Source organism: Novosphingobium sp. BL-S-24 (assembly GCF_055521575.1).
Genome location: NZ_CM145488.1, coordinates 238,292 through 259,387, shown reverse-complemented (window position 1 = coordinate 259,387; position 21,096 = coordinate 238,292). Strand labels below are relative to the sequence as shown.

Sequence of the window (21,096 nt, the reverse complement as noted above, 5' to 3'; positions counted from 1 at the left end):
GATCGTGACCATGAAGCTCCTTGCCAGTGCCGCGTTACTTGCCACATCCCTTGCCCTTCCCGCATCAGCCTCGGCACCAAAGGAATGGGGTGGCGCGTGGGGATACGCCACGTCCCCCGCCACCCGGACTGTCCGGGCTGAGAACCCGGCGGGAACTTACCGATACCGCATCCGCCCCAGTCAGTCTGGCGATGCGTTGCGATTGGTGCTGACCAACCCCGAAGGGGCGATTCCGCTATCCATCGCGACAATCTCCGTCGCCCGCGCTGCACAGAAAGACGGTTTCGCGATGGACGGATCGAGCCGCACCCCCGTCAAGTTCGATCCCGCCGAGGCGGTCGCCGGAGGGAAGATCCTCCACACACATCCGGCAACCGTCGGAGTCCGGGCGGGGGAAGATCTGATCGTCGAAATCGTGACCTCGGCCCCAAGTACCACCGTCGCCGGAAATGCCGGCTTCCCGGCTGCCTTTGCGCCCGGCACGATCGATGCTCGTGGGGAGAAACTGGAGGCCGTCAATATCCGACCGTTGATCTCGCAACTGATCGTCCAAAGTCCCGCCACCCCTTGTACCATCGTGACCTTGGGCGACTCGATCACCGAAGGTGCGCGCGGTACGCGAACGGATTGGCGCGGGTGGCCTGGCATTCTGTCGAAGAGGCTGGTCGATCAGCGCGAGGGTAAACGGTGCGGCGTCGTCAACATGGGTATCAGCGGCAACCGCCTTCTGCGCGACGGACGCGGCACCGCCGCGATCGACCGTTTCGAGCGCGATGTTGCCTCGGTCCCAGGCGTCACGCATCTGATCGTGCTGGAAGGCGTGAATGACATCTGGCGCGCTAGTTTGGACGGAGAGCCGTCCGTGGTCGCCGAGGACCTTATTGCCGGATACAGAAAGCTGATCGCTGCAGCCCATGCGAAAGGCATCCGGATATACGGCGGGACGATCACTCCTGGGTTCGGCTGGAAAGCCTTCACCCGTGAGATGGAGGGCATCCGTCAGACGACCAACGCCTGGATTCGCCGTAGTGGCGAATTCGACGCGGTGATCGATTTCGACGCCGCTATTCGCGATACCTCGAACCCGCCGATGGTTCTGCGACCCTACGATTCCGGAGATCATTTGCATCCCGGCAATGCTGGCTACGAGGCTATGGGTAAGGCGATCCCGCTCTCTCTGTTTCGGAACACACCTTGACTACCAACGCCTCTGTCGGGCGGGATGACCTGCGCACCGCCGCACTAGCCATGTCCCTTGCATTGCTGTCGACACCCCTCCCCTCCTGGGCCGAAGAGGCGCCCGCGCCCGTTGACATGGTCGATCCCTTCGTCGGAACTGCGGGAGACCACGGTCAGTTGACGCCCGCCGCGACAGGGCCTTTCGGGATGGTTCAACTCTCTCCGGATACGGTCCCTGCCCAACACGCAGGCTATGACTACGACGCCGACAAACTGGTCGGCTTTTCCCATACTCGCGCTGTCGGCGTGGGATGCGGTGGCGGCGGCGGGGATCTGCTTGTCTCGGTCGGCTATGCCGGAGAGACAGGGCCCTGGACCATGAACAAGGCGTCCGAACAAGCCGGTCCCGGATGGTATGGCGTCAGCTATGGCGAAGGCATACGCGCCGAACTGGCGGCCGTGGGCGCTGTGGGTCTTTCTCGCTTCACCATGCCGCATGCCGGCACCGTCCGTGTCATTCTGAATCCACGTCATAGCTATACCAGGCGCTACAATGCAAAATGGGACCGACAAGAGGCTGGCGACCTGCGCGGAAGTATGTCCGCGGGCACCGTGTGTGAGAAAGGAACCTACCACCTCTCGTTCGCAAGCATGCTGCGCCGCAATGGTAAGGCCGTGAGCACCCGAGCCACGCCGCTAGACAAGGGGCGCCTTGCCTTCGATCTACCCGTGGTTGCAGGAGACCGCATCGAACTGCGCACCGGACTTTCGGTTGTCGATACGAGGTCGGCCCGCAACGTCCTGCAAGCCGGCGTCGCTCGTTTTTCGCTGGAGCAGGTCAAGGAACGAGCCAGGCAGGAATGGGCGCACGAACTTGGCCGAGTGCAGGTCCCTGGAAGCGACGAGCGCGCCCGGCTCTTTTACACCCACCTTTTCCGCGTCCTGCAGAGCCCGGCGAGGATAGACGACGAAAACGGTCGCTATCGACGCTCGGATGGCACGCTGCATCGCGTTCCAGCAGGGCATCACCGATATGCGGGCTGGGCTGTCTGGGACAACTATCGCACGCAGTTGCCGTTGATAGCACTGCTCGATCGCCACCGATCGGCGGACATTGCCGCCTCGCTGGCGGAACTTTACATCGCCGGTAAAGCACAGTGGGCCACGCAGCATGAGCCTTTCATCACTGTGCGCACGGAACATGCTGGCGTCGCCCTGCTCGATTTTCACCGAAAGGGCATCGGCGGTTTCGACGCATCCCGGATCCTCCCCTTGATGGTGAAGGAACTAGACGACTTGCCCAACGAAGCGCCAGATCAACAGATCGAAACAGCCTACGACGCCTGGGCAGCAGCTGAACTGGCCAACGATCTCGGCGATACGTCGCTCGCGACGTGGCTACGCGAGAGAGCTCTCCGCTATCGGACGACATGGAAGCGCGTCTTTGAAGAAGTGACGCCCGATTTCGACATCGTAAAGTCGCGGGGGCTCTATCAGGGCACGTTATGGCAGTATCGTTGGGCACCCGTGTTCGACCTCGACTGGGTGATAAACCAAGGGCTTGGGCCAGCGCGCTTCAATCGCGAACTTGATCGGTTCTTCGACCGGGGACTGTTCAACATGACTAACCAGCCCGACATCCAGGCGCCATTCCTGTTCTCGGTGGCTGGGCGGCCCGGGAAAACTGCCGAGCTGATTGACAGCATCCTGAACCGACCCATCGACCATTGGTACACGAATGCCGGCAAGCGCTCCGCCCCTTGGCAAGGGCGTAGCTTTGCCTTGGCTCCCGCAGGCTATGCCGATGGCATGGACGATGACGCCGGAGGGATGGCAGCATGGTACGTATGGGCATCGTTAGGCCTGTATCCTCTAACCCCCGGAAAACCAGAATACGTGATCACCACTCCGGCTTTTTGGCAATCAATCATCCGCCCCCAAGACGGTCACCGCATCACGATCGAGCGGGTTGATAACCGCATCCCGAACATCGAGGGCCACTGGAATGGGGAGGTGCTTCCGGCGATGAGCATTGACCATCAAACACTCATGGCAGGCGGCAGGCTGCGAACAAATTCGAATTAACGGCGTCTCCCGATCCGCCTCGCACATCACTTCTTTTCATATTTCTGCGTTGCAAACCTATCGGCCTGTCGATCAGCGACAGCGTGACGACTTTTGACACCTTGGCCGGTCACAAATTGTCGCAGGGTTGAAATGCGTGCTTGCGAGCATCGGGCATTGCTTCGATAGGACGAGGCAATACTCACGAAAGCGTGCGCTTTGAAAATCAATCTGCCCAAAGTCCTCCGAACCCAACAGAATTTTCGCCTAGGTCTCCTTTTGTTGGGGCTGACGGTCCTGTCGTCGTGCTCGGGCGATAAGGACAAAAAGGAGCAGCAGCGCCCTGCCCCGACCGTGGGCTACATTGTGGCCGGGGCAACTAACGTACCGCTGCCTGTGACGCTGAGCGGACGGACCGTTGCATTCGAAACGTCCGAAGTGCGGCCGCAAGTTGCAGGCATCATTCGGCGACGCCTTTTCACGGAAGGAAGCTTCGTGAACGAAGGGCAGCCGCTGTTCGAGATTGATCCGCGTTTGTATCGGGCTGCAGTGAACGAGGCCCAAGCCAACCTCGCCAGTGCACGCGCGACGGCGGAAGCCGCTTCGGTAAAAGCAAACCGCCTGCGCCCACTCGCTGAAATGGAGGCAGTCGCCAAACAGGACTATACGGACGCGCTGTCGGAATCGCGCGTCGCCAAGGCGTCGATCGCCCAGAATGCGGCCACTCTCGATACTGCGCGTATCAACTTGCGTTTCACGACAGTCCCCGCGCCGATCAGCGGCCGTATCGGGCGGTCGCTGATCACTGTCGGCGCGCTGGCAAGCAGCAGCCAGGCGGATCCTCTGGCCATAATCCAGCGCATGGACCCGATGTTCGTGGACATGCAGCAGTCAGCAGCGGACCTGACTGAACTTCGTCGCAGTCTGGCATCGGGCGGGGTTCAGCCCGGAAGCACTGAAGTCACGCTGCAACTTGCCGGAGGCGCGCGTTATCCCCAGTCGGGCACTGTTCAATTTTCCGAAGTCACCGTCGATCCCGAAACTGGCACGGTCACCTTGCGCGCCCGCTTCCCGAATCCGGAGGGTGTCCTCCTGCCTGGCATGTTCGTGACCGCCATGTTCAATCAGGCGTCGGACCCGAATGCGATACTGGTGCCCCAGAACGCGGTGCAGCGCGACTTCGATGGTAGTGCCTATCTAATGCTGGTTGGACCGAACAATAAGGCCATGCGGCGCAAGGTGACGTCAGATCGCACTTATGGGACCAATGCGGTGGTGACCGCTGGTCTCAAAAAGGGTGACAAGGTGATCGTGCAAGGGTTGAACGGATTGCGCCAGGGCGCTCCAATCAAGCCTGTTCCCAGCTCTTCTCCGCAAAAGGTGATCCCTCCCAAGGATAGTGAGATAAAGGACGATCCGTCGGCCGGCGCGGCGAAGGGCGGCTGAGCCCGGCATGTCCCGCATATTCATCGATCGTCCGATCTTCGCCTGGGTATTGGCGATCATCGTCATGCTTGCCGGCATCGGCGCGCTCAATTTCCTGCCGAACGAGCAATATCCCGATATTGCGCCAACGCAGGTTAACATCCGGGCGAACTATCAGGGCGCCTCTGCGCAGACGATCGAAAATTCGGTAACCCAGATCATCGAGCAGCAGCTGACTGGCATCGATGGGCTTCTGTATTTCAGTTCGACGTCCAGCAACCGTGGTCAGGCATCGATCAGCGTCATTTTCGCGAAGGGCACCGATCCTGACATTGCGCAGGTTCAGGTCCAGAACAAAGTGCAATCGGCCTTGCCGCGCTTGCCACAAACGGTTCAGGCGCAAGGCGTCACCGTCACCAAATCGAACGCAGATCAATTGTTGCTGGTGGCCGTCTACGACGAGACCGACACTCGATCGAACCAGGATGTTTCAGACTATCTGACGTCCAATATGCAGGATTCGCTTTCACGCGTGCAGGGTGTGGGCGACGTCAACGTGTTTGGTGCGCCGCACGCCATGCGCATCTGGCTGGACCCGCGCAAGCTGGCTGCCGTCCAACTGATGCCGAGCGATGTAACATCGGCTATCCAGGCTCAGAACACCGAAGTTGCCGCCGGCGAAATCGGTGGATTGCCATCACCTGAAGGGCAAGCCATCAACGCCGTCGTGACCGCAGGCGCCCGTCTTCAGACCGAGCAGCAATTCCGCGATATCGTTGTCAAGAACAACACGGATGGATCGACCGTCACCATCGGCGACGTCGCTCGCGTGGAAATCGGCGCGGACAACTACAGCACGATCAGCCGCGTCAACGGCCATCCGGGCGCAGGCATTTCAGTTTCGCTGTCGCCAGGTTCGGATGCCTTGGGCACCGCTGAAGCGGTGAAGGCAGAGGTCACGCGGTTCGCAGCCGGATTCCCCGACGGATTGAAATACATCTACGGCAGCGATTCGACGGATTTCATCAAGCTTTCGGTTGAGGAAGTTCAAAAGGCCCTGTTCGAAGCGATCATTCTCGTCGTGATCGTCATGTTCGTTTTCTTGCAAAGCTGGCGGGCCACGCTGATCCCGGCGATCGCTGTCCCAGTGGTTCTACTGGGCACGTTCGCCGTGTTCTATTTCGCTGGATTTTCCATCAACACGCTGACGCTTTTCGGTCTGGTGCTCGCTATCGGCCTGCTCGTCGACGACGCGATCGTCGTGGTCGAAAACGTCGAGCGGCTGCTCGAGGAAAATCCCGGGATGACGCCGCGTGAAGCGACGATCAAGTCGATGGAGGAAATCCAGGTCGCACTGATCGCCATCGCTCTGGTGCTGTCAGCGGTGTTCTTGCCGATGGCGTTCTTCGGCGGATCCACGGGCGTTATCTACCGGCAGTTTTCGCTTACCATCGTGACCGCAATGGTCTTGTCGGTGTTGGTGGCGCTGATCCTCAGCCCCGCGCTCACGGCCACTCTGCTCAAGGCCAAGGTCGCTGAAGAAGACCAAAAGCCGACCTGGATCGAACGTAATTTGCCCTGGCTGGCGCGGGGATGGGAGAAATTCCACGTCTGGTTCAACGGCACGTTCGAGCGGACCACCAACGCTTACGTCCGTCAGGTCGAAAGGGCGGTCGCACACAAATGGCGCTGGCTACTTGTCTTTCTGGTGACCTGCATCGCGACGTTCTTCCTCTTCCAGCGCCTGCCCACGGGCTTCTTGCCCAACGAGGACCAGGGCAACATCATCGTCCAATGGCGACTGCCGGCAGGCACTCCCCGTGCTCGAACGGAACAAGTACAGAGGGCGGTCGAGAAGTATTTCACCACTCACGAGAAAAAGAATGTCGAGGGGATGTTTACGTTGTCCGGTGGCGGGCAGGGAGCAGCGGGTCAGAATAGCGGCCAGGCGTTCATCAACCTCGTCGATTGGAAAGACCGCTCCGAAGCTCGAGATAGTGCATCAGCCATCGTCCAACGGGCGACAGCGGCGTTTCGCAATTTGCGCGACGCCCAAGTGTTCGTCCTTGTCCCTGGCGCTGTAAGAGGGTTGGGAAGCTCATCCGGTTTCACGCTCGAACTGCAGAATGCAAGCGGCATGAGCACGCAGAAGTTCGCCGAAGCGCGCGAAAAATTGCTTGCGGCTGCCAATGCCAATCCGCAATTGCAGGGCGTACGCCTGAGCAACTTGCCGGACGTATCGACGCTTAAGGTCGATACGAACATACGCGCACTCACCGCTTACGGGCTGACGGCTGCGAACGTGAACTCCACGCTCTCGACCGCGTGGGGCGGCTCCTATGTCAACGACTTCATCGACAAAGGCCGCGTGAAGCGCGTTTTTGTTCAGGGCGACGCGCCGTTCCGCTCACGCCCCGAAGACCTTGAGCAATGGTTCGTGCGTGGGTCGAATGGGCAGATGTCCCCGTTCTCGGCATTTTCGACCATCAGCTGGTCGACCGCTCCCAGTTCGACCTCGCGATTTAGCGGTCTGCCCGCCTTCGAATATTCAGGCGAACCGGCCCCGGGTGTCAGTTCGGGCACGGCGATGGACCTGATGGAGCAGTTGGCCAAGCAGATCCCAGGCGTGAGCGTGGCATGGGCGGGATCGTCCTATCAGGAGCGCCTGTCATCCGGTCAGGGTCCAGTGTTGTATGCGCTGTCGCTTCTCGTGGTATTCCTGTGTCTTGCCGCCCTTTATGAAAGTTGGTCGATCCCGATTGCAGTAATCCTTGTCATTCCCCTTGGTCTGCTGGGAGCGATCGCGTTCGTGACCCTTCGGGGGTTGGAAAACGACGTCTATCTGCAGATCGGCCTGCTGACGACCATGGGCCTCGCGGCCAAGAACGCGATCCTCATGATCGAGTTTGCCGAGCAGGCGGAGCGCCAGGGCAAGCGCGTCATCGACGCTGCCATCGAAGCGGCGCGCATCAGGCTTCGCCCGATCCTGATGACCAGCTTCGCCTTCATCTTCGGTGTCCTGCCGCTCGCTCTCGCAACGGGGGCTGGCGCGAACAGCCGTATCGCCATTGGCACTGCCGTTGTCGGCGGTATGCTAACAGCCACGCTGCTGGCGATCTTCTACATCCCCCTGTTCTTCGTGCTGGTGCGTCGCAGCGTGCGCGACGGCTTGGCCAAGGCGCGCGAAAGGTTCAAAAATCGCAGCCATCGTTCGGAGGATCCGGCATGATGTTCCTGACCCGAAGCGCGAAATTTATCGCGGCGGCCCTGCCTGCTGCCGCCCTTGCTGCGTGCTCCCTCGCGCCGAAATACGTGGCGCCCACCCCGCCGGTTTCCACCTCCTGGCCGGTCGGCGACGCTTATCTCGCCCAAAACGAAGCATCGTTACCCGTCGTCTCGTACAAGGATATTTTTCGCGATCCTCGACTGCAATCGCTGATCGAACAGGCGTTGACCAATAACCGCGACTTGCGCTTCGCTGCGGCCAATCTGGCAGCCGCGCGCGCGCAAGTTCGGGTGGTTCGTGCCGACCAGTTCCCGGCTGTCGGAATAACAGGCTCTGTCACCGACCAGGAAACCGGCGGCGGGTTTGGTTTGAACGGCATGCAGTATTCCGTTCGCGGCGGCATCTCCAGCTTCGAACTCGATCTGTTCGGGAAGCTGGCCAACGCGACGCAATCACAACGCGATACCGCTTTGGCGACCGAAGCCGTCGCCCGTACCGTCCGCCTGGGACTTGTCGCCGACCTGGCGCAGGCTTGGGCGGACTACGCGGCGGACCGCGATCTGCTCACCATTGCCGAAGCCACGGCCAACAATGCCTCCAGCAGCGTGCGTCTCTCCTCCGCTCGCCTTGAAGGCGGTGTTGCGGCACGAACCGAATTGCGACAGGCGGAACAGGTTCTCGAAACCGCAAGGGGAGACATCGCGACCCAGAAAACCGCGATGGCGCAGGATGTTAACGCTATCCGCCTGTTGGTAGGTGCAGAGTTCGATCAGGCGCTGCTGCCGGACGGGATCGATGAAGTGAACGCCAGTCTTGCCGAAGTCCCCGCGGGCACCAGCACGCAAGTCCTGCTGCGCCGCCCAGATGTGGTGGAAGCGGAGTACCGTTTGCGTGCTGCAAACGCAGACATCGGCGTTGCCCGCGCACAACTCTTCCCTACCATCTCGTTGAGCGCCCTCCTCGGCTTTGCCAGCACATCGCTGTCTTCGCTTTTCAGCAACGCCTCTCGCACCACGACATTGGGGGCCGACGGCAGTTGGTCGATTTTCAATGCTGGTGGTCGCACGGCCAACGTGGCCGTGAGCAGGGCGCAGCGCGATGCAGCCCTCGCCACCTATGAGAAGGCGATCCAGACCGCGTTCGGCGAGGTTTCGGATGCCTTGGCCGATCAGGGCACGCTCAGCGAGCGCCTGCGATCCGCTTCAGCGTTCACCAATGCGGCGCTGGACACGGCACGGCTGACCGAGGCGACATATCGTCGCGGCATCAGCAGTTCGCTGGACAACCTTGACGCCCAGCGCAGCCTCTACTCTGCCCGCCGATCGGAAATCGCCGTGCGCCGCCAGCAGGCATCGAACCGGGTAACGCTATATCGTGTTCTTGGAGGCGATCAGGCGATCGCGTCGACACAGCGATAGGCGCTTAAACGGCGCATGATTGAATGGGTTCTTCGTTACGAGATAGCAACGGGCGGGCAACTCGGCAGTTGACCTGCCATGGCAACATCCTCGCATTCAAGCACAGCCGCCCATATCCGCAAAAACATCGTGCTCTACGGTGCGCTAACCGCGAACGTCGGCATTGCGATTGCCAAATTCGTGGCTGCGATCATCAGCGGGTCTTCTGCTATGGCAACAGAAGGCGTCCACTCTTTGGTGGACAGCGGCAACCAGATCCTGTTGCTCTATGGCCAAAAAAAAGGAAACCAACCGCCCGACGCCGCCCATCCGTTCGGCTATGGACGCGAACTGTATTTTTGGGCGTTCGTGGTGGCGATCCTCATATTCGCAGGCGGTGCGGGAATTTCCATCTATGAAGGCATCGCCCATATTCGCGATCCGCACCCCATAGTCGATCCCACCCTGAGTTACATCGTGCTAGGGGTTGCAATGGTGCTGGAAGGAGCATCCTGGGCACTTGCTGTACGCGAGTTCGACGCGGGGCGGGGAGAATTGGGATGGTGGCAAGCCGTGCGACGGTCAAAGGACCCGCCGTCGTTCGTCGTCCTCTTCGAAGATAGCGCCGCCCTCGCCGGTCTCCTCATCGCGGCGGCGGGCATATGGGCGAGTGGATATTTCAACGATCCCCGCCTGGACGGCGCTGCTTCGGTGCTAATCGGGCTGGTTCTGGCAGGCGTCGCGGTGGTGCTTGCGCGGGAATCCAAAGGTCTGCTGATTGGCGAAGCTGCGGACCCTGACCTCATAGCAGGTTTGCGCGCGGTCATGGACGATCACCCTTCCATAACATCCGTAAACCACATCCGGACTGTCCATACCGGCCCCGCCGCCGTCTTCGTTGCAATCAGCGCCGACTTTGCCGATCATCTGCCGATGGGAGAGGCCGAGACGCTGATCGAGGAACTTGAAACGCGGATGAAGGCGTTATCGGCCAAGATAACCTCGATCTACATCAGGCCGGAAAAGCACGAAAATGCCTTCGTGGGATAGGGTCAACAACTACTTCGCCTCGGCTTGCGACGTGTCGAGCATCGACCGTGCCAGCTCGAGGAAAGCCACTGTGTCTTTCTGCGCGGACGGGATCGCCTTTCGAAGTGTAGCAAACCCGTGGATGAGGCCTCGGCCTTCGTAATAGGAAGTCGGCACGCCAGCTTGTATCAGTTTTGCAGCGTACGCTCTGCCCTGATCCCGAAGCGGGTCCAGCGATGCTGTGACCAGCACTGTCGGCGGCAATCCAGTCAACTCACCTGAAATTGGCGAGGACCGCACACTTTTAGGATCAGCAGCGTACAGCTCGGTGAAGCTGCCCATCATCTTGTCGTCCAGCATATACCCCTGCCCCATAGTGCGGTTGGAGGGATATATTTTCTCAAAATCGGTGACGGGATAAATCGGTATCTGCATCACGACGGGCCGATCCGCCGGGCGATCCCGCAAGGCAGCGGCTGTGACCAGAGCCAGATTGCCTCCCGCGCTGTCGCCGCTGAGGATCAGGCAAGTAACGTCTCGGCCGAGGTCTTTTCCGCGCGATGCAATCCAGCGGGCAGCCGCCTCACCATCGTCGGGAGCGGCTGGCCACGGGTGCTCCGGCGCCAGGCGATATTCGACCGAAACGACCGGCAGGTCCAATTGCCGGGCAATTTCAGCCGCCAGTCCGGCATGAGAATCGATGCTTCCCAGGACGTACCCGCCCCCATGATAGAAAACGACGACGGGGCCCGGACCGCGATCCGCTCGGGTATCAAACAGGCGTAAGGCAATCTGCCTGCCCTCGCCTCCAGGCATCATGATGTCCTTCACAACAGCCAACTTGCCGACCGGCAAGTCCTGTTGCGACATCGCTGCTACCGCCGCCGGCGGCAGGGCATGGATCTGCTTCAACGCTTCGCGAGTTAGCGGCGGGAGCGGCTTCGCGTAAAAGGCCTTTAGATAAGCGGCAACATCGGGACGTACATAGGGTCGTGTGGCTTGGTCGACCTGCGGCCGCGCGCGCGATGCTACTTCGCGGGCAATCAAGTTGGCGCTTGGCGTGAAGGCCAGTGCCAGCGCAGCACTTGCGACGATCGACCCTACACTACCTTTGAAACGCAGCAGTTTCGTCATCAGCGAGCTCCCTTATGTTCTTGGATAAATACCTGAATTTATCATGCGATGAGGAAAGAAGCATGGGGAAAGGCTAGTATACCCCGCCCTGCTCCTCCACGAAATTGCCTGTGTCGCCATGATTGATGCTGGCGGCTGCCTGGCGAGCTTCCCGAGCATTGCGAATCTGGGCCACCAAGGAGTCACGGCGTCGAGTGAACTCATCTTCCGCCGTATATTGCCGAGGTTCGGTGTCAGGCTTGAACGCTTCCCAGATCACAGCCGCTTTGGGCTCGTCGCTGGGCTCCACGCCCATAACCCGCTTACCGGTCACACGATCGATGCGGACCATGCGTATGCCGGCCGGGGCGACGAAAGGCTTTTGCGTCCAACGATCCCGCGTTGCCTCTACGACTTCCTTGAAGATCGGTGCCGCGATTCGGCCACCCTGGGCATAACCACCCATGGAACGAGGCGAGTCAAAGCCCATGTATACGCCGCCGACATAGTCCTGGTTGCCGCCCATGAACCAGACATCGGTCGGACCGTTGGTCGTCCCGGTCTTGCCAAACATCGGCAGCTTGAGATCACGCAGGCGTTCGGCCGTACCCCGGGTCACTACGCCTTCGAGCATATGGACGACCTGGTAAGCGGTAGCAGCATCGAGAACCTGCTTACCCTTGCGCTGAATGCGCGGCATCGGCTTGCCATCCCATTGACCGAGGTTGCAGCCGTCGCACTGGCTCTTGTCGGCGCGCCAGATCACTTTGCCGTTGCGGTCCTGCACATAATCGATGACCGAGCCGGAGAATTGCACGCCGTTGTTGGCCAGCGCTGCGTAGGCATTGATCATCCGCGAGACGGTGGTTTCACCGGCCCCCAGCGCGAAAGACAGGTAATTCTGGTAATCGCCGATCCCGACGTTATGGAACGTGCGCGTCACGCGCTTCATGCCAACATCGTTCGCGAGCCGGACGGTCATCAGGTTGCGCGACTGTTCCAGCCCCCATCGCATGGTGTGGCTGCCTGAACCACCTGCTCCCCCGAAATTGCGGAAGCACTTGTTGCCCAGGTTGGCGCCCTGAAATACGCAAAATGTACCGTCGAGCACTTGCGTGGCCGGGGTCATGCCGTTCTGCAGCGCGGTGGCGTAGACGAATGGTTTGATCGTCGAACCCGGTTGGCGTTCGGCCTGCACGGCGCGATTGAACGAATCCAGCCCTGAATCAAACCCGCCCTGCATGGCGACAATCCGGCCGCTGACCGGCTCCTCGACAATCATGCCGCCCGAAATTTCGGGAATGGTGCGCAACGCCCACGTGCCGGCAGATACCGGAGCCGCCGCGACGAGGTCGCCCATCTTGGCCTTGTCGGAGATGTTGGTAAGCGTAGAAATGCTGCCGTCGGAGAAACCAATGCGACCGGAGCCACCGGCGCGGCCCGGCGTTTCGAGGATGACCCCGACCCGCCAATCCTTGTAGTCGATCGTCTTGTTGGCGACGATCAGCTGGGTTTGCCAGGTTTCAAGGTCGTTCAGATGCGCGATGGCGCCGGACCAACCCTTCCCCGCATGATAACGCAACAGGCCTGCACGCAGCGCATCCCGCACAGCCGTTTGCATGCCGATATCGAGCGAAGTCCGTACCCACAGTCCGCCAGCGTAAACGCTGTTCGGGCCGTCATCGGCTTTCTCGCCATACTTGCCGATCAGGCGACGTCGGACTTCCTCAACGAAATACCCATTGGCGGGATCGTAATCATTGCCTCGTTGGCTGACGAGGCCGAGCGGCTCGGCTTTCGCAGCGGCAGCCTGTTGCGACGTCACCCAACCGTTTCGGACCATCTGGTCCAGCACCCAATTGCGTCGCTCGATCGCGCGATCCTCGTTCTTACGGCGTCCGTAGACTTCGGGCGCGCGCGGGAGGATCGCGAGAAACGCATTCTGGCTGAGCGTCAGGTCCTCGACGTCCTTATCGAAATAGGCACGGGCAGCTGCCTGAACGCCGAAAGAGCGGCGCCCAAGGGGGATTTCGTTCAGATACAACTCGAGGATCTGCTGCTTGGTCAGCACATCCTCGATCCGCCGCGCGAGCACCATTTCCTTGAGCTTGCGCGTGACGGAATATTCGTCACCAATCAGGATGTTCTTGGCGACCTGCTGAGTAATCGTCGATCCGCCCTTGGCTCTTGCCCCGGTCCCGTACTTGGACGCGTAATCGACCACCGCACCGGCCAGCCCGCCGACATCTACACCGCCATGGGTCCAGAAGGTCTTGTCCTCTGCCGACAGGAAGGCATTCACCATCGGCCGCGGAAAGTCTACGAAGCGAAGCTGGACACGGCGTTCACGCGCATAGGAATAGACGATCTCGCCATCCATCCCGCGGACCATCGTCGGTAGCGGCGGCTGATATTCCAGCAGTTTGTTCGCGTCGGGCATATCACGCGTCAGGATCACCCAGAACCCGACAAGGCCGACCAGCCCCGCCAAGCAAAGATAGCCGAAACGGCGCAGCCACTTTCGTTCGCGCCAGGCCCTGCCGATGGCAGCGATGCCGCCGGAAGCTTCACGGCGGATGCGAAGGGTCGCGTCTTCGGGCGGCTGGTCGCCAGGATCGTTCGCGTCAGTCATTGCGTCCGCCCTCTAGCACGGTGATTCCGCGCAAGGCCAGAGAGCTTGCGATCAGCCACCGAGCTTACGCGCAAAATATGCCCGGATCGCCCCCGCCGCGGCGTCGGCCAGGGCCTGTTGCCCGTTATTGGACCGCAACACCGCCGCGTCTTCGGGATTATTGATATAGCCTGTTTCGAACAGGATTGAGGGAACGTCAGGCGCCTTCAGCACCGCTAGTGCTGCCGTCTGCGGTTGATCGCGATGTAGGCCGAGGCCTTTGTCACTCAACTCGCGAAGGACCAGGCGGGCGGCCTGCGCCGAACCGGCTTGAGCGCCGCGCTGTGACAGATCCAGCAGAATCGCACCTACGTTCGCGTTGGTCGCAGAAAGCGAAACCCCATTGACGCGATCGGCCCCGTTCTCCCGTTGCGCAAGGAGGTTCGCGGCGTCGCTCGATCCTGTCTCGGACAGGACGTAGACGCTGGCCCCGCGAGCCGTGTCGCTATCCGCGCTGTCAGCGTGGATCGATACGAATAAGTCGGCGTTCAACCGACGGGCAATGTCAGGTCGATCCGCCAAGGCGATGAATCGGTCCGTGTCACGGGTCAGCGCTACCCTTAGCCCCCCTCGGGCCAGCAACTTGTCTCTCAGCGCAAGCGCTATCTGGAGGGCTACGGCCTTTTCTTTCAGATCACCCTGCCCCGCGCCCGGATCGAAGCCACCATGTCCGGGGTCTATCACGACAAGTGGCCGGCTGGCGTCAGGTGGTCCGTCGACCCGCGGCAGCCCCACGGGTGTATTTGCGGACGGCAGGTCGAACCGCACGACATAGTCGTAGGCCCGTGCGCGCACCGGAAACGTGCCCTTTATCCAGAAAGCCGTCATCAGCACCGCGAGCGGCACCACGACTGTCAGGATAAGCTGAATTCGGCGCGACATTACCGGAATGACTAAGTCGACATCGCTCCGCCGACAATCCACCCCAACCCCGCTTTCCCACGGATTTCTCGGTGATTGAAAGCATGGGCCGGGCAACGAAAGCGCATTTGGTCAATGAACTTGCCGTCCCGCGACATGGATGCTACGCCCGTGCAACCGGCGCCATTGTGCTCCCGGTCCTCGCATTCCGGACCACCATCGCTATATGATGCCGGGCAGGGACTGGCATAGCCACGGTTAAGGTCCAGGGAACCGGGACGTCTTCCGGGAATACCTCACAGGTTGAAGCGAGCCATGAGAAGCCAATTGCCGCCCTGCCAGCCGAAGCCCGAACGGGCCGTGGCGGTGTGGTCGCAATTTTCCGCGTGCGTTACGACGCCGCGCGATCTCCCGCTCGCAGACACAGGCTCCGTCCAAAATACGGCAGCCGCTCTCGCCGCCTTCCAGGCGGCTCCTAAATTCGCCGCGCACGAGGCGCTGGATTGCCTCGGCTCAATGTCGCTTCAACAGCGGCAGATGCAAACGCACGAACACGCCCATTCCATGATGCGCGCAACGATGGGCCTTGCCGGAACCGGCCAGGCCATCGGCACGCACTTGGGCACATCCAAACACATCGAACATATTCGCGTCCCCCTGGCTGATCCGGCCGGGCGTGGACGCGCACGGAGAATATCAAATGGCAACGCGCATGCTCATCGATGCGCGCCACCCGGAAGAAACACGGGTGGCGGTACTCAAGGGAAATCGGATTGAAGAATTCGATTTCGAGTCGACTGAACGAAAGCAGATAAAGGGCAACATATATCTGGCGAAGGTCACCCGCGTGGAGCCTTCGCTCCAGGCAGCCTTCGTCGATTTCGGCGGCAATCGCCACGGATTTCTCGCGTTCAGCGAAATCCATCCCGACTACTACCAGATCCCTAAAGAGGATCGCGAGGCGTTGCTGGCCGAAGAGGCTGCTCACGCTGAGGAAGAAGCCGCCCTGCGTGCAACCGAAGGCGATGAAGAGGACGAGGAAGACTACAACGACGACGGTGGCCTGACCGAAGTAGACACGTCCGAAAAGGATCACGTCGCCACGATCGAAGACGGGTCGGTCGAGAACCCATTCCACGGTGAAGACGACGGCGAGCATGCCGAAGACGCCGCTGACGGCGAAGGCGACAGCGGCAATCGCCGTGGTCGCGGCCGTCGCCGTCAGGGACGCTCCTCCGGGCGTTCGAAGGAAGCTGACGAACTGCGCGCGAAGCGCATGGCGCTGCGCCGCCGCTACAAGATCCAGGACGTGATCCATCGCCGTCAGGTGCTGCTGGTGCAGGTGGTCAAAGAAGAACGCGGCAACAAGGGAGCGGCGCTGACTACCTATCTCAGCCTTGCGGGCCGTTACTGCGTGCTCATGCCCAATTCGAGCCACGGCGGCGGCATCAGCCGCAAGATCAGCTCTGCATCGGATCGCAAGCGCCTGAAGTCGATCATCGCCGAACTCGAACTGCCGCGTTCGATGGGTTGCATCGTTCGTACAGCAGGTCTCCAGCGCACCAAGACCGAGATCAAGCGTGATTTCGATTATCTCGCGCGCCTCTGGGATGACCTGCGGGAAGTGACGCTGCGTTCAGCCGCGCCCACGCTCATCCATTCGGACAGCGATCTGATCAAGCGGGCCATCCGCGACATCTACAATCGCGACATCGAGGAAGTCGTGGTCGAAGGCGAAGACGGCTACCGCGCCGCGCGCGATTTCATGAAGCTGCTCATGCCCAGCCATGTGCGTAAGGTTAAGCCGTATTCGGACCCTGTGCCGCTGTACCAGCGCTATGGTGCCGAGGATCAGCTGACCGCAATGTACGACCCTGTCGTGCAACTGCGTTCTGGTGGCTACATCGTCATCAACCCGACCGAAGCGCTGGTTTCGATCGACATCAACTCGGGCCGCGCCACCAAGGAGCATGGTATCGAGCAGACGGCAGTCGCCACGAACCTCGAAGCCGCGCAGGAAATCGCCCGCCAGCTCCGACTACGCGATATGGCCGGTCTGGTCGTCATCGACTTCATCGACATGGAATATGGCTCGAACGTCCGCAAGGTCGAAAAAGCCATGAAGGAAGCGCTCAAGAACGATCGGGCGCGCATCCAGGTCGGCCGCATTTCCAGCTTCGGCCTCATGGAAATGAGCCGCCAACGTCTGCGCACCGGCGTTCTCGAAGCGACGACGCGGTCATGCCCGCACTGCGACGGCACGGGACTAGTCCGCACCGCCAGCTCGGCTGGCCTCGCGGCGCTTCGTCTCATCGAAGACGAGGCTGCCAAGGGCAAGGGCGTCGTCGTGTCGCTCTTCGCGTCGACCGAAGCTGCGGTCTACATGCTCAACGCCAAGCGCGCTGATCTGGCCGACATCGAGGACCGCTATGGCGTGACCGTCGAAGTCATTCCCGAAGGTGAGAACGAGGGCGCAAAAATGCGCGTCATCTCGTCCGGTCCTCGTAACGAATTCGTGCCTCGTTTCGATCCGATCGCTGAGGAAGTCGAAGACGACTTCATCATCGAAGATGAGGAAGAAGAGGAAGAACTCGAGCATGAGGACACTTCGGGGCGCGACCGGAGCGGTGAGCGTGCCGAGGGTGATGACGGCGAAGGTGCCGGACGCCGCAAACGGCGCAAGCGTCGCCGGGGTCGCAACCGCGACCGTCGTGACGAAGACGGCAACGAGGTAGCCGAATCCGAGGGCGAAGCGTCCGAAGATGCTTCCATCGATGGCGAAGAGGACGAAGGCGAAAGCGAGAGCGAGAGCGGTTTCGCAGAGGCCGAAACGGACGCCGATGGCAACGAAGCGCCGAGGAAGCGTCGCCGTCGTGGTGGCCGCCGTCGTCGCGGTCGTCGCGGTGACGGTGAGGCCGGTAGCGAAGGCGAAAACGCCGAGACCTCGGATGTCGAAAGCGCGGATGCCGAAAGCCCGCACGAGGACAAGGCGGCTGTCGCCGAACCGGTGACCGCTGCCGAGCCCGAAGCCGAAGAGGCCCCGGCCAAGCCCAAGCGCACTCGCCGTAAGAAAGCGGACGTGGCGGAAGCTACTGTCGAACCGGCAGCGGAAGACGCCCCCGTCAAGCCTAAGCGAACCCGCCGCAAGAAAGCGGACGATGCGGAAACAGTAGCCGAAACCCCTGCCGTCATCATCGCTGAGCCGACCGAGGAAGCGCCCGCTAAACCGAAGCGTGCGCCACGCCGGAAAAAAGCGGACGCGGCGGTCGATGCAACCCCGGCGGAGGAACCCGCCGACGCGGTGGCGGAAGAGGCTCCCGCAAAGCCCAAGCGCACCCGCCGCAAGAAGGCGGAAGCGTCCGCCGCTCCGGGTGAAGCTGCCGTGTCTTCGGTCGAACCGGCCGAAACGGCGGACGTCGCGCAAAGCGATGAGGCTGCCTCTGCTGACGAAGGTCAGTCCGACGGCGGATCGCCCCGCCGTGGTTGGTGGCAACGCACGTTCGGTAACTGACAACTAGCTAGCCAAAACAGCGCCGCGCGTGGTCCGGGATCACGCGCGGCGTTTGTGATTTGCACGCCGGCGCTCTGGTTAGGGCCGATCAACATTTGGTGCGAGCGTTGCGGTTATCGTTCGTACCAACTAGCCATTGTCACCCCTTGCTCTACGCGGATGAATCGTTAGAGGGGAACATCAGTCGCGGTTATGCCGCAGTGCAAGATCACAGGGATTCTTCATGGCGACCTTCACCCTCCCGGCCAACAGCAAGATCAAGAAGCAGGGCAAGATCCACAAGGCCGAAGGTGCCACGAAAGTGAAGAAATTCACCGTGTACCGCTACGATCCGGACTCCGGTGAAAACCCCCGTTACGATACATTCGAGATCGACCTCGAAAAATGTGGCCCCATGGTGCTCGATGCCCTCATCAAGATGAAGAGCGAAGCCGATCCGTCGCTGACTTTCCGACGCTCGTGCCGCGAAGGTATCTGCGGTTCGTGTGCCATGAACATGAATGGCGCCAACGGGCTGGCCTGCACCACCGCGATCGAGGATCTGAAGGGTGACATTCGGATCACCCCCCTTCCCCACATGGATGTAATCAAGGATCTTGTCCCTGATTTCACGCATTTCTACGCGCAGTACGCGTCCATCCGGCCGTGGCTCCAGACGGTATCGACTACGCCATCGGGTAAGGAGCGCCTTCAGACTCCCGAACAGCGTGAAAAGCTAGACGGTCTTTACGAGTGCATCCTGTGCGCCTGCTGCTCGACCTCTTGCCCGAGCTACTGGTGGAATTCCGATAAGTTCCTTGGACCTGCCATTCTTCTTCAGGCCTACCGCTGGCTCGCCGATAGCCGCGATGAAATGACCGGCGAGCGGCTGGACGAGTTGGAGGATCCTTTCCGCCTCTATCGCTGCCACACGATCATGAACTGCGCGAACGTGTGCCCCAAGGGCTTGTCGCCGGCTCGTGCAATTGCCGAAATCAAGAAAATGCAGGCAGAGCGACAGGTCTGACGCACGGATTGGGTGCGGTCGGTGACAAGCGGTAGTTTCATCCATGAGCCTGACCCGGAATTTCCCGGTTGGCATACTTGGCGCTTGAACGAAGGCATCAGGTTCAATTCCGAAGGACTGGGGCGGATGATTATTCGCCCAGAAAGCCCACAAAGCGCCCGCCTTCGTTTGATTGACGTTGTCGCCAAGCACAGCAATGTAAATGAGAACGTCCACGGTGGAGTAACCTTGGCGCTAATAGACGTCGCCATGTTCGCAACCATCTCCACCGTTCTTGGCGCCAACGCTGCGGGTTCAGTTACACTCGATCTACACAACCAATTTGTAGGAGCGGCCCAAATCGGCAAGCCGCTCGATGTCATCTCTCATGTCGTGAAAGAAACACGCCGGCTGGTTTTCATGCGGGGGACGGTAGAACAGGGCGATCATCTGCTCGCCAATTTCGTCGGGACGATTCGCAAACCGAGCACGCGATGACAGCGATGCTCAGTCGTTACGAAGCGTTGGTCGCGACGGGAGAACTGCGCGCAGATCCTGAGCAGGCGTCGGCAGCGGAGCGGCTTGATCACCTGCAACGCGACCTTTATAAATCTCAGGCATCGACAGGCTTGCTGGGAAAGTTCTTAGGTAAGAAGGCCCGGTCACCGCGTGGCGTCTACATGTGGGGCGGGGTCGGGCGGGGCAAGTCCATGCTCATGGACCTGTTTGTCGAGACCCTAGACATACCGGGGAAAAGGCGGGTCCACTTTCACGCCTTCATGCTGGAAGTGCACTCCCTTCTCCGTGCCGAACGAGTGAAGGAAATCGGCGACCCGATACCACCGGTTGCCGCCATCATCGCAAAAAGTGCGCGTTGCCTGGCGTTCGATGAAATGGTGGTCAACAATTCCGCCGATGCGATGATCATGAGCCGCCTGTTCACATACCTAATTGTGAATGAAGGTGTGACAATCGTGACAACCTCAAATCGCGCACCCTCGCAGCTATACAAGGATGGTCTCAACCGAGAGCACTTTGTGCCTTTCATTGCGCTGATAGAAGATCAATTGGACGTGCTAACGCTCAATGGTCCCACCGATTATCGCATGGAACGGTTGGGCGGGATGGCAACCTGGCATCAACCTTTAGGAGAAACAGCTACCGAAGCGGCGCGTGAAGCATTCTACCGGCTGACCGATTATCCACCCGAAGACAGCGATCACGTTCCATCAGCGGAACTTGATGTGGGCGGCGGCAGGACTTTGCACGTGCCCAAAAGCCTGAAAGGCGTGGGTGCGTTCAGTTTCAAGCGTTTGTGTGGTGAGGCGCGTGGAGCAGCGGACTATCTGGCTGTGGCGCGAGCCTATCACACTGTCATACTTGTCGGCATCCCTGTTATGGGGCCGGATAACAAGAACGAGGCGGCGCGCTTTATCACGTTAATTGACGCGCTGTATGAAAATAAGGTCAAGCTGATCGTCGCGGCGGATGCTGCGCCAGAGGATCTTTATCGCGCGGGCACCGGTCGCTTCGAATTCGATCGGACAGTGAGCAGATTGAACGAGATGCAGAGCGCGGACTATCTCGCCTTGGGCCACGGCGAGGACTGAACCGAAGCTAATCGGAAGTCGCACA

The 21,096-nt window shown here is 60.5% G+C and carries 13 protein-coding genes; 10 read left to right on the top strand and 3 right to left on the bottom strand.

The features are described 5' to 3' along the window. Positions 1-10: 10 nt before the first annotated feature. The 6 genes from ACZ1JM_RS06355 (at position 11) to ACZ1JM_RS06330 (ending at position 10,341) form a co-directional block, all read left to right on the top strand. Positions 11-1,198, top strand: a complete 1,188-nt coding sequence (locus ACZ1JM_RS06355) for an SGNH/GDSL hydrolase family protein (RefSeq protein WP_465133997.1) — start codon at positions 11-13, stop codon at positions 1,196-1,198. Next, complete coding sequence (locus ACZ1JM_RS06350; RefSeq protein WP_465133996.1) at positions 1,195-3,264, top strand: glycoside hydrolase domain-containing protein; 2,070 nt, start codon at positions 1,195-1,197, stop codon at positions 3,262-3,264. The genes ACZ1JM_RS06355 and ACZ1JM_RS06350 overlap by 4 nt, the downstream gene beginning before the upstream one ends. Before the next feature lie 258 nt (positions 3,265-3,522). After that, positions 3,523-4,689: an efflux RND transporter periplasmic adaptor subunit gene (locus ACZ1JM_RS06345; protein WP_465133995.1), complete on the top strand. Its 1,167-nt coding sequence runs from the start codon at positions 3,523-3,525 to the stop codon at positions 4,687-4,689. 7 nt (positions 4,690-4,696) lie between these two features. After that, positions 4,697-7,897: an efflux RND transporter permease subunit gene (locus tag ACZ1JM_RS06340; RefSeq protein WP_465133994.1), complete on the top strand. Its 3,201-nt coding sequence runs from the start codon at positions 4,697-4,699 to the stop codon at positions 7,895-7,897. After that, positions 7,894-9,312, top strand: a complete 1,419-nt coding sequence (locus tag ACZ1JM_RS06335; RefSeq protein WP_465133993.1) for an efflux transporter outer membrane subunit — start codon at positions 7,894-7,896, stop codon at positions 9,310-9,312. The genes ACZ1JM_RS06340 and ACZ1JM_RS06335 overlap by 4 nt, the downstream gene beginning before the upstream one ends. A 78-nt stretch (positions 9,313-9,390) precedes the next feature. Then, positions 9,391-10,341, top strand: coding sequence for a cation diffusion facilitator family transporter (locus ACZ1JM_RS06330; protein ID WP_465133992.1), 951 nt, complete (start codon positions 9,391-9,393; stop codon positions 10,339-10,341). 9 nt (positions 10,342-10,350) lie between these two features. Here the strand turns inward: ACZ1JM_RS06330 and ACZ1JM_RS06325 are convergent, their stop codons facing one another. From ACZ1JM_RS06325 to ACZ1JM_RS06315, 3 genes are all read right to left on the bottom strand, one after another. Further along, complete coding sequence (locus tag ACZ1JM_RS06325) at positions 10,351-11,454, bottom strand: alpha/beta hydrolase (RefSeq protein ID WP_465133991.1); 1,104 nt, start codon at positions 11,452-11,454, stop codon at positions 10,351-10,353. A 73-nt stretch (positions 11,455-11,527) separates the two neighbouring features. Then, a complete protein-coding gene (locus ACZ1JM_RS06320) occupies positions 11,528-14,065 on the bottom strand; it encodes a penicillin-binding protein 1A (RefSeq protein WP_465133990.1) in 2,538 nt (845 codons plus the stop codon). A gap of 51 nt (positions 14,066-14,116) precedes the next feature. Continuing rightward, positions 14,117-14,986: an N-acetylmuramoyl-L-alanine amidase family protein gene (locus ACZ1JM_RS06315; protein ID WP_465133989.1), complete on the bottom strand. Its 870-nt coding sequence runs from the start codon at positions 14,984-14,986 to the stop codon at positions 14,117-14,119. 679 nt (positions 14,987-15,665) lie between these two features. Between ACZ1JM_RS06315 and ACZ1JM_RS06310 the strand changes: the two genes are divergently transcribed. From ACZ1JM_RS06310 to zapE, 4 genes are all read left to right on the top strand, one after another. Continuing rightward, complete coding sequence (locus tag ACZ1JM_RS06310) at positions 15,666-18,476, top strand: Rne/Rng family ribonuclease (protein ID WP_465133988.1); 2,811 nt, start codon at positions 15,666-15,668, stop codon at positions 18,474-18,476. 223 nt (positions 18,477-18,699) lie between these two features. Further along, the gene (locus tag ACZ1JM_RS06305) at positions 18,700-19,482 is read left to right on the top strand and encodes a succinate dehydrogenase iron-sulfur subunit (RefSeq protein WP_465133987.1); all 783 of its coding nucleotides are present in this window, start codon (positions 18,700-18,702) and stop codon (positions 19,480-19,482) included. A gap of 84 nt (positions 19,483-19,566) precedes the next feature. Continuing rightward, positions 19,567-19,959 carry a PaaI family thioesterase gene (locus tag ACZ1JM_RS06300; RefSeq protein ID WP_465133986.1) on the top strand — a complete coding sequence of 131 codons (393 nt, stop codon included), beginning with the start codon at positions 19,567-19,569 and terminating at the stop codon, positions 19,957-19,959. After that, complete coding sequence (gene zapE, locus ACZ1JM_RS06295) at positions 19,956-21,071, top strand: cell division protein ZapE (protein ID WP_465133985.1); 1,116 nt, start codon at positions 19,956-19,958, stop codon at positions 21,069-21,071. The genes ACZ1JM_RS06300 and zapE overlap by 4 nt, the downstream gene beginning before the upstream one ends. The last annotated feature ends 25 nt before the right edge of the window (positions 21,072-21,096 follow it).

What these genes read in the sequence shown, in the direction of transcription:
- ACZ1JM_RS06355 (WP_465133997.1), top strand. Translation starts at nt 11, where the DNA reads ATGAAGCTCCTTGCCAGTGCCGCGTTACTTGCCACATCCCTTGCCCTT.
- ACZ1JM_RS06340 (WP_465133994.1), top strand. Translation starts at nt 4,697, where the DNA reads ATGTCCCGCATATTCATCGATCGTCCGATCTTCGCCTGGGTATTGGCG.
- ACZ1JM_RS06335 (WP_465133993.1), top strand. Translation starts at nt 7,894, where the DNA reads ATGATGTTCCTGACCCGAAGCGCGAAATTTATCGCGGCGGCCCTGCCT.
- ACZ1JM_RS06330 (WP_465133992.1), top strand. Translation starts at nt 9,391, where the DNA reads ATGGCAACATCCTCGCATTCAAGCACAGCCGCCCATATCCGCAAAAAC.
- ACZ1JM_RS06325 (WP_465133991.1), bottom strand. Translation starts at nt 11,454, where the DNA reads ATGACGAAACTGCTGCGTTTCAAAGGTAGTGTAGGGTCGATCGTCGCA.
- ACZ1JM_RS06320 (WP_465133990.1), bottom strand. Translation starts at nt 14,065, where the DNA reads ATGACTGACGCGAACGATCCTGGCGACCAGCCGCCCGAAGACGCGACC.
- ACZ1JM_RS06315 (WP_465133989.1), bottom strand. Translation starts at nt 14,986, where the DNA reads ATGTCGCGCCGAATTCAGCTTATCCTGACAGTCGTGGTGCCGCTCGCG.
- ACZ1JM_RS06310 (WP_465133988.1), top strand. Translation starts at nt 15,666, where the DNA reads ATGGCAACGCGCATGCTCATCGATGCGCGCCACCCGGAAGAAACACGG.
- ACZ1JM_RS06305 (WP_465133987.1), top strand. Translation starts at nt 18,700, where the DNA reads ATGGCGACCTTCACCCTCCCGGCCAACAGCAAGATCAAGAAGCAGGGC.
- zapE (WP_465133985.1), top strand. Translation starts at nt 19,956, where the DNA reads ATGACAGCGATGCTCAGTCGTTACGAAGCGTTGGTCGCGACGGGAGAA.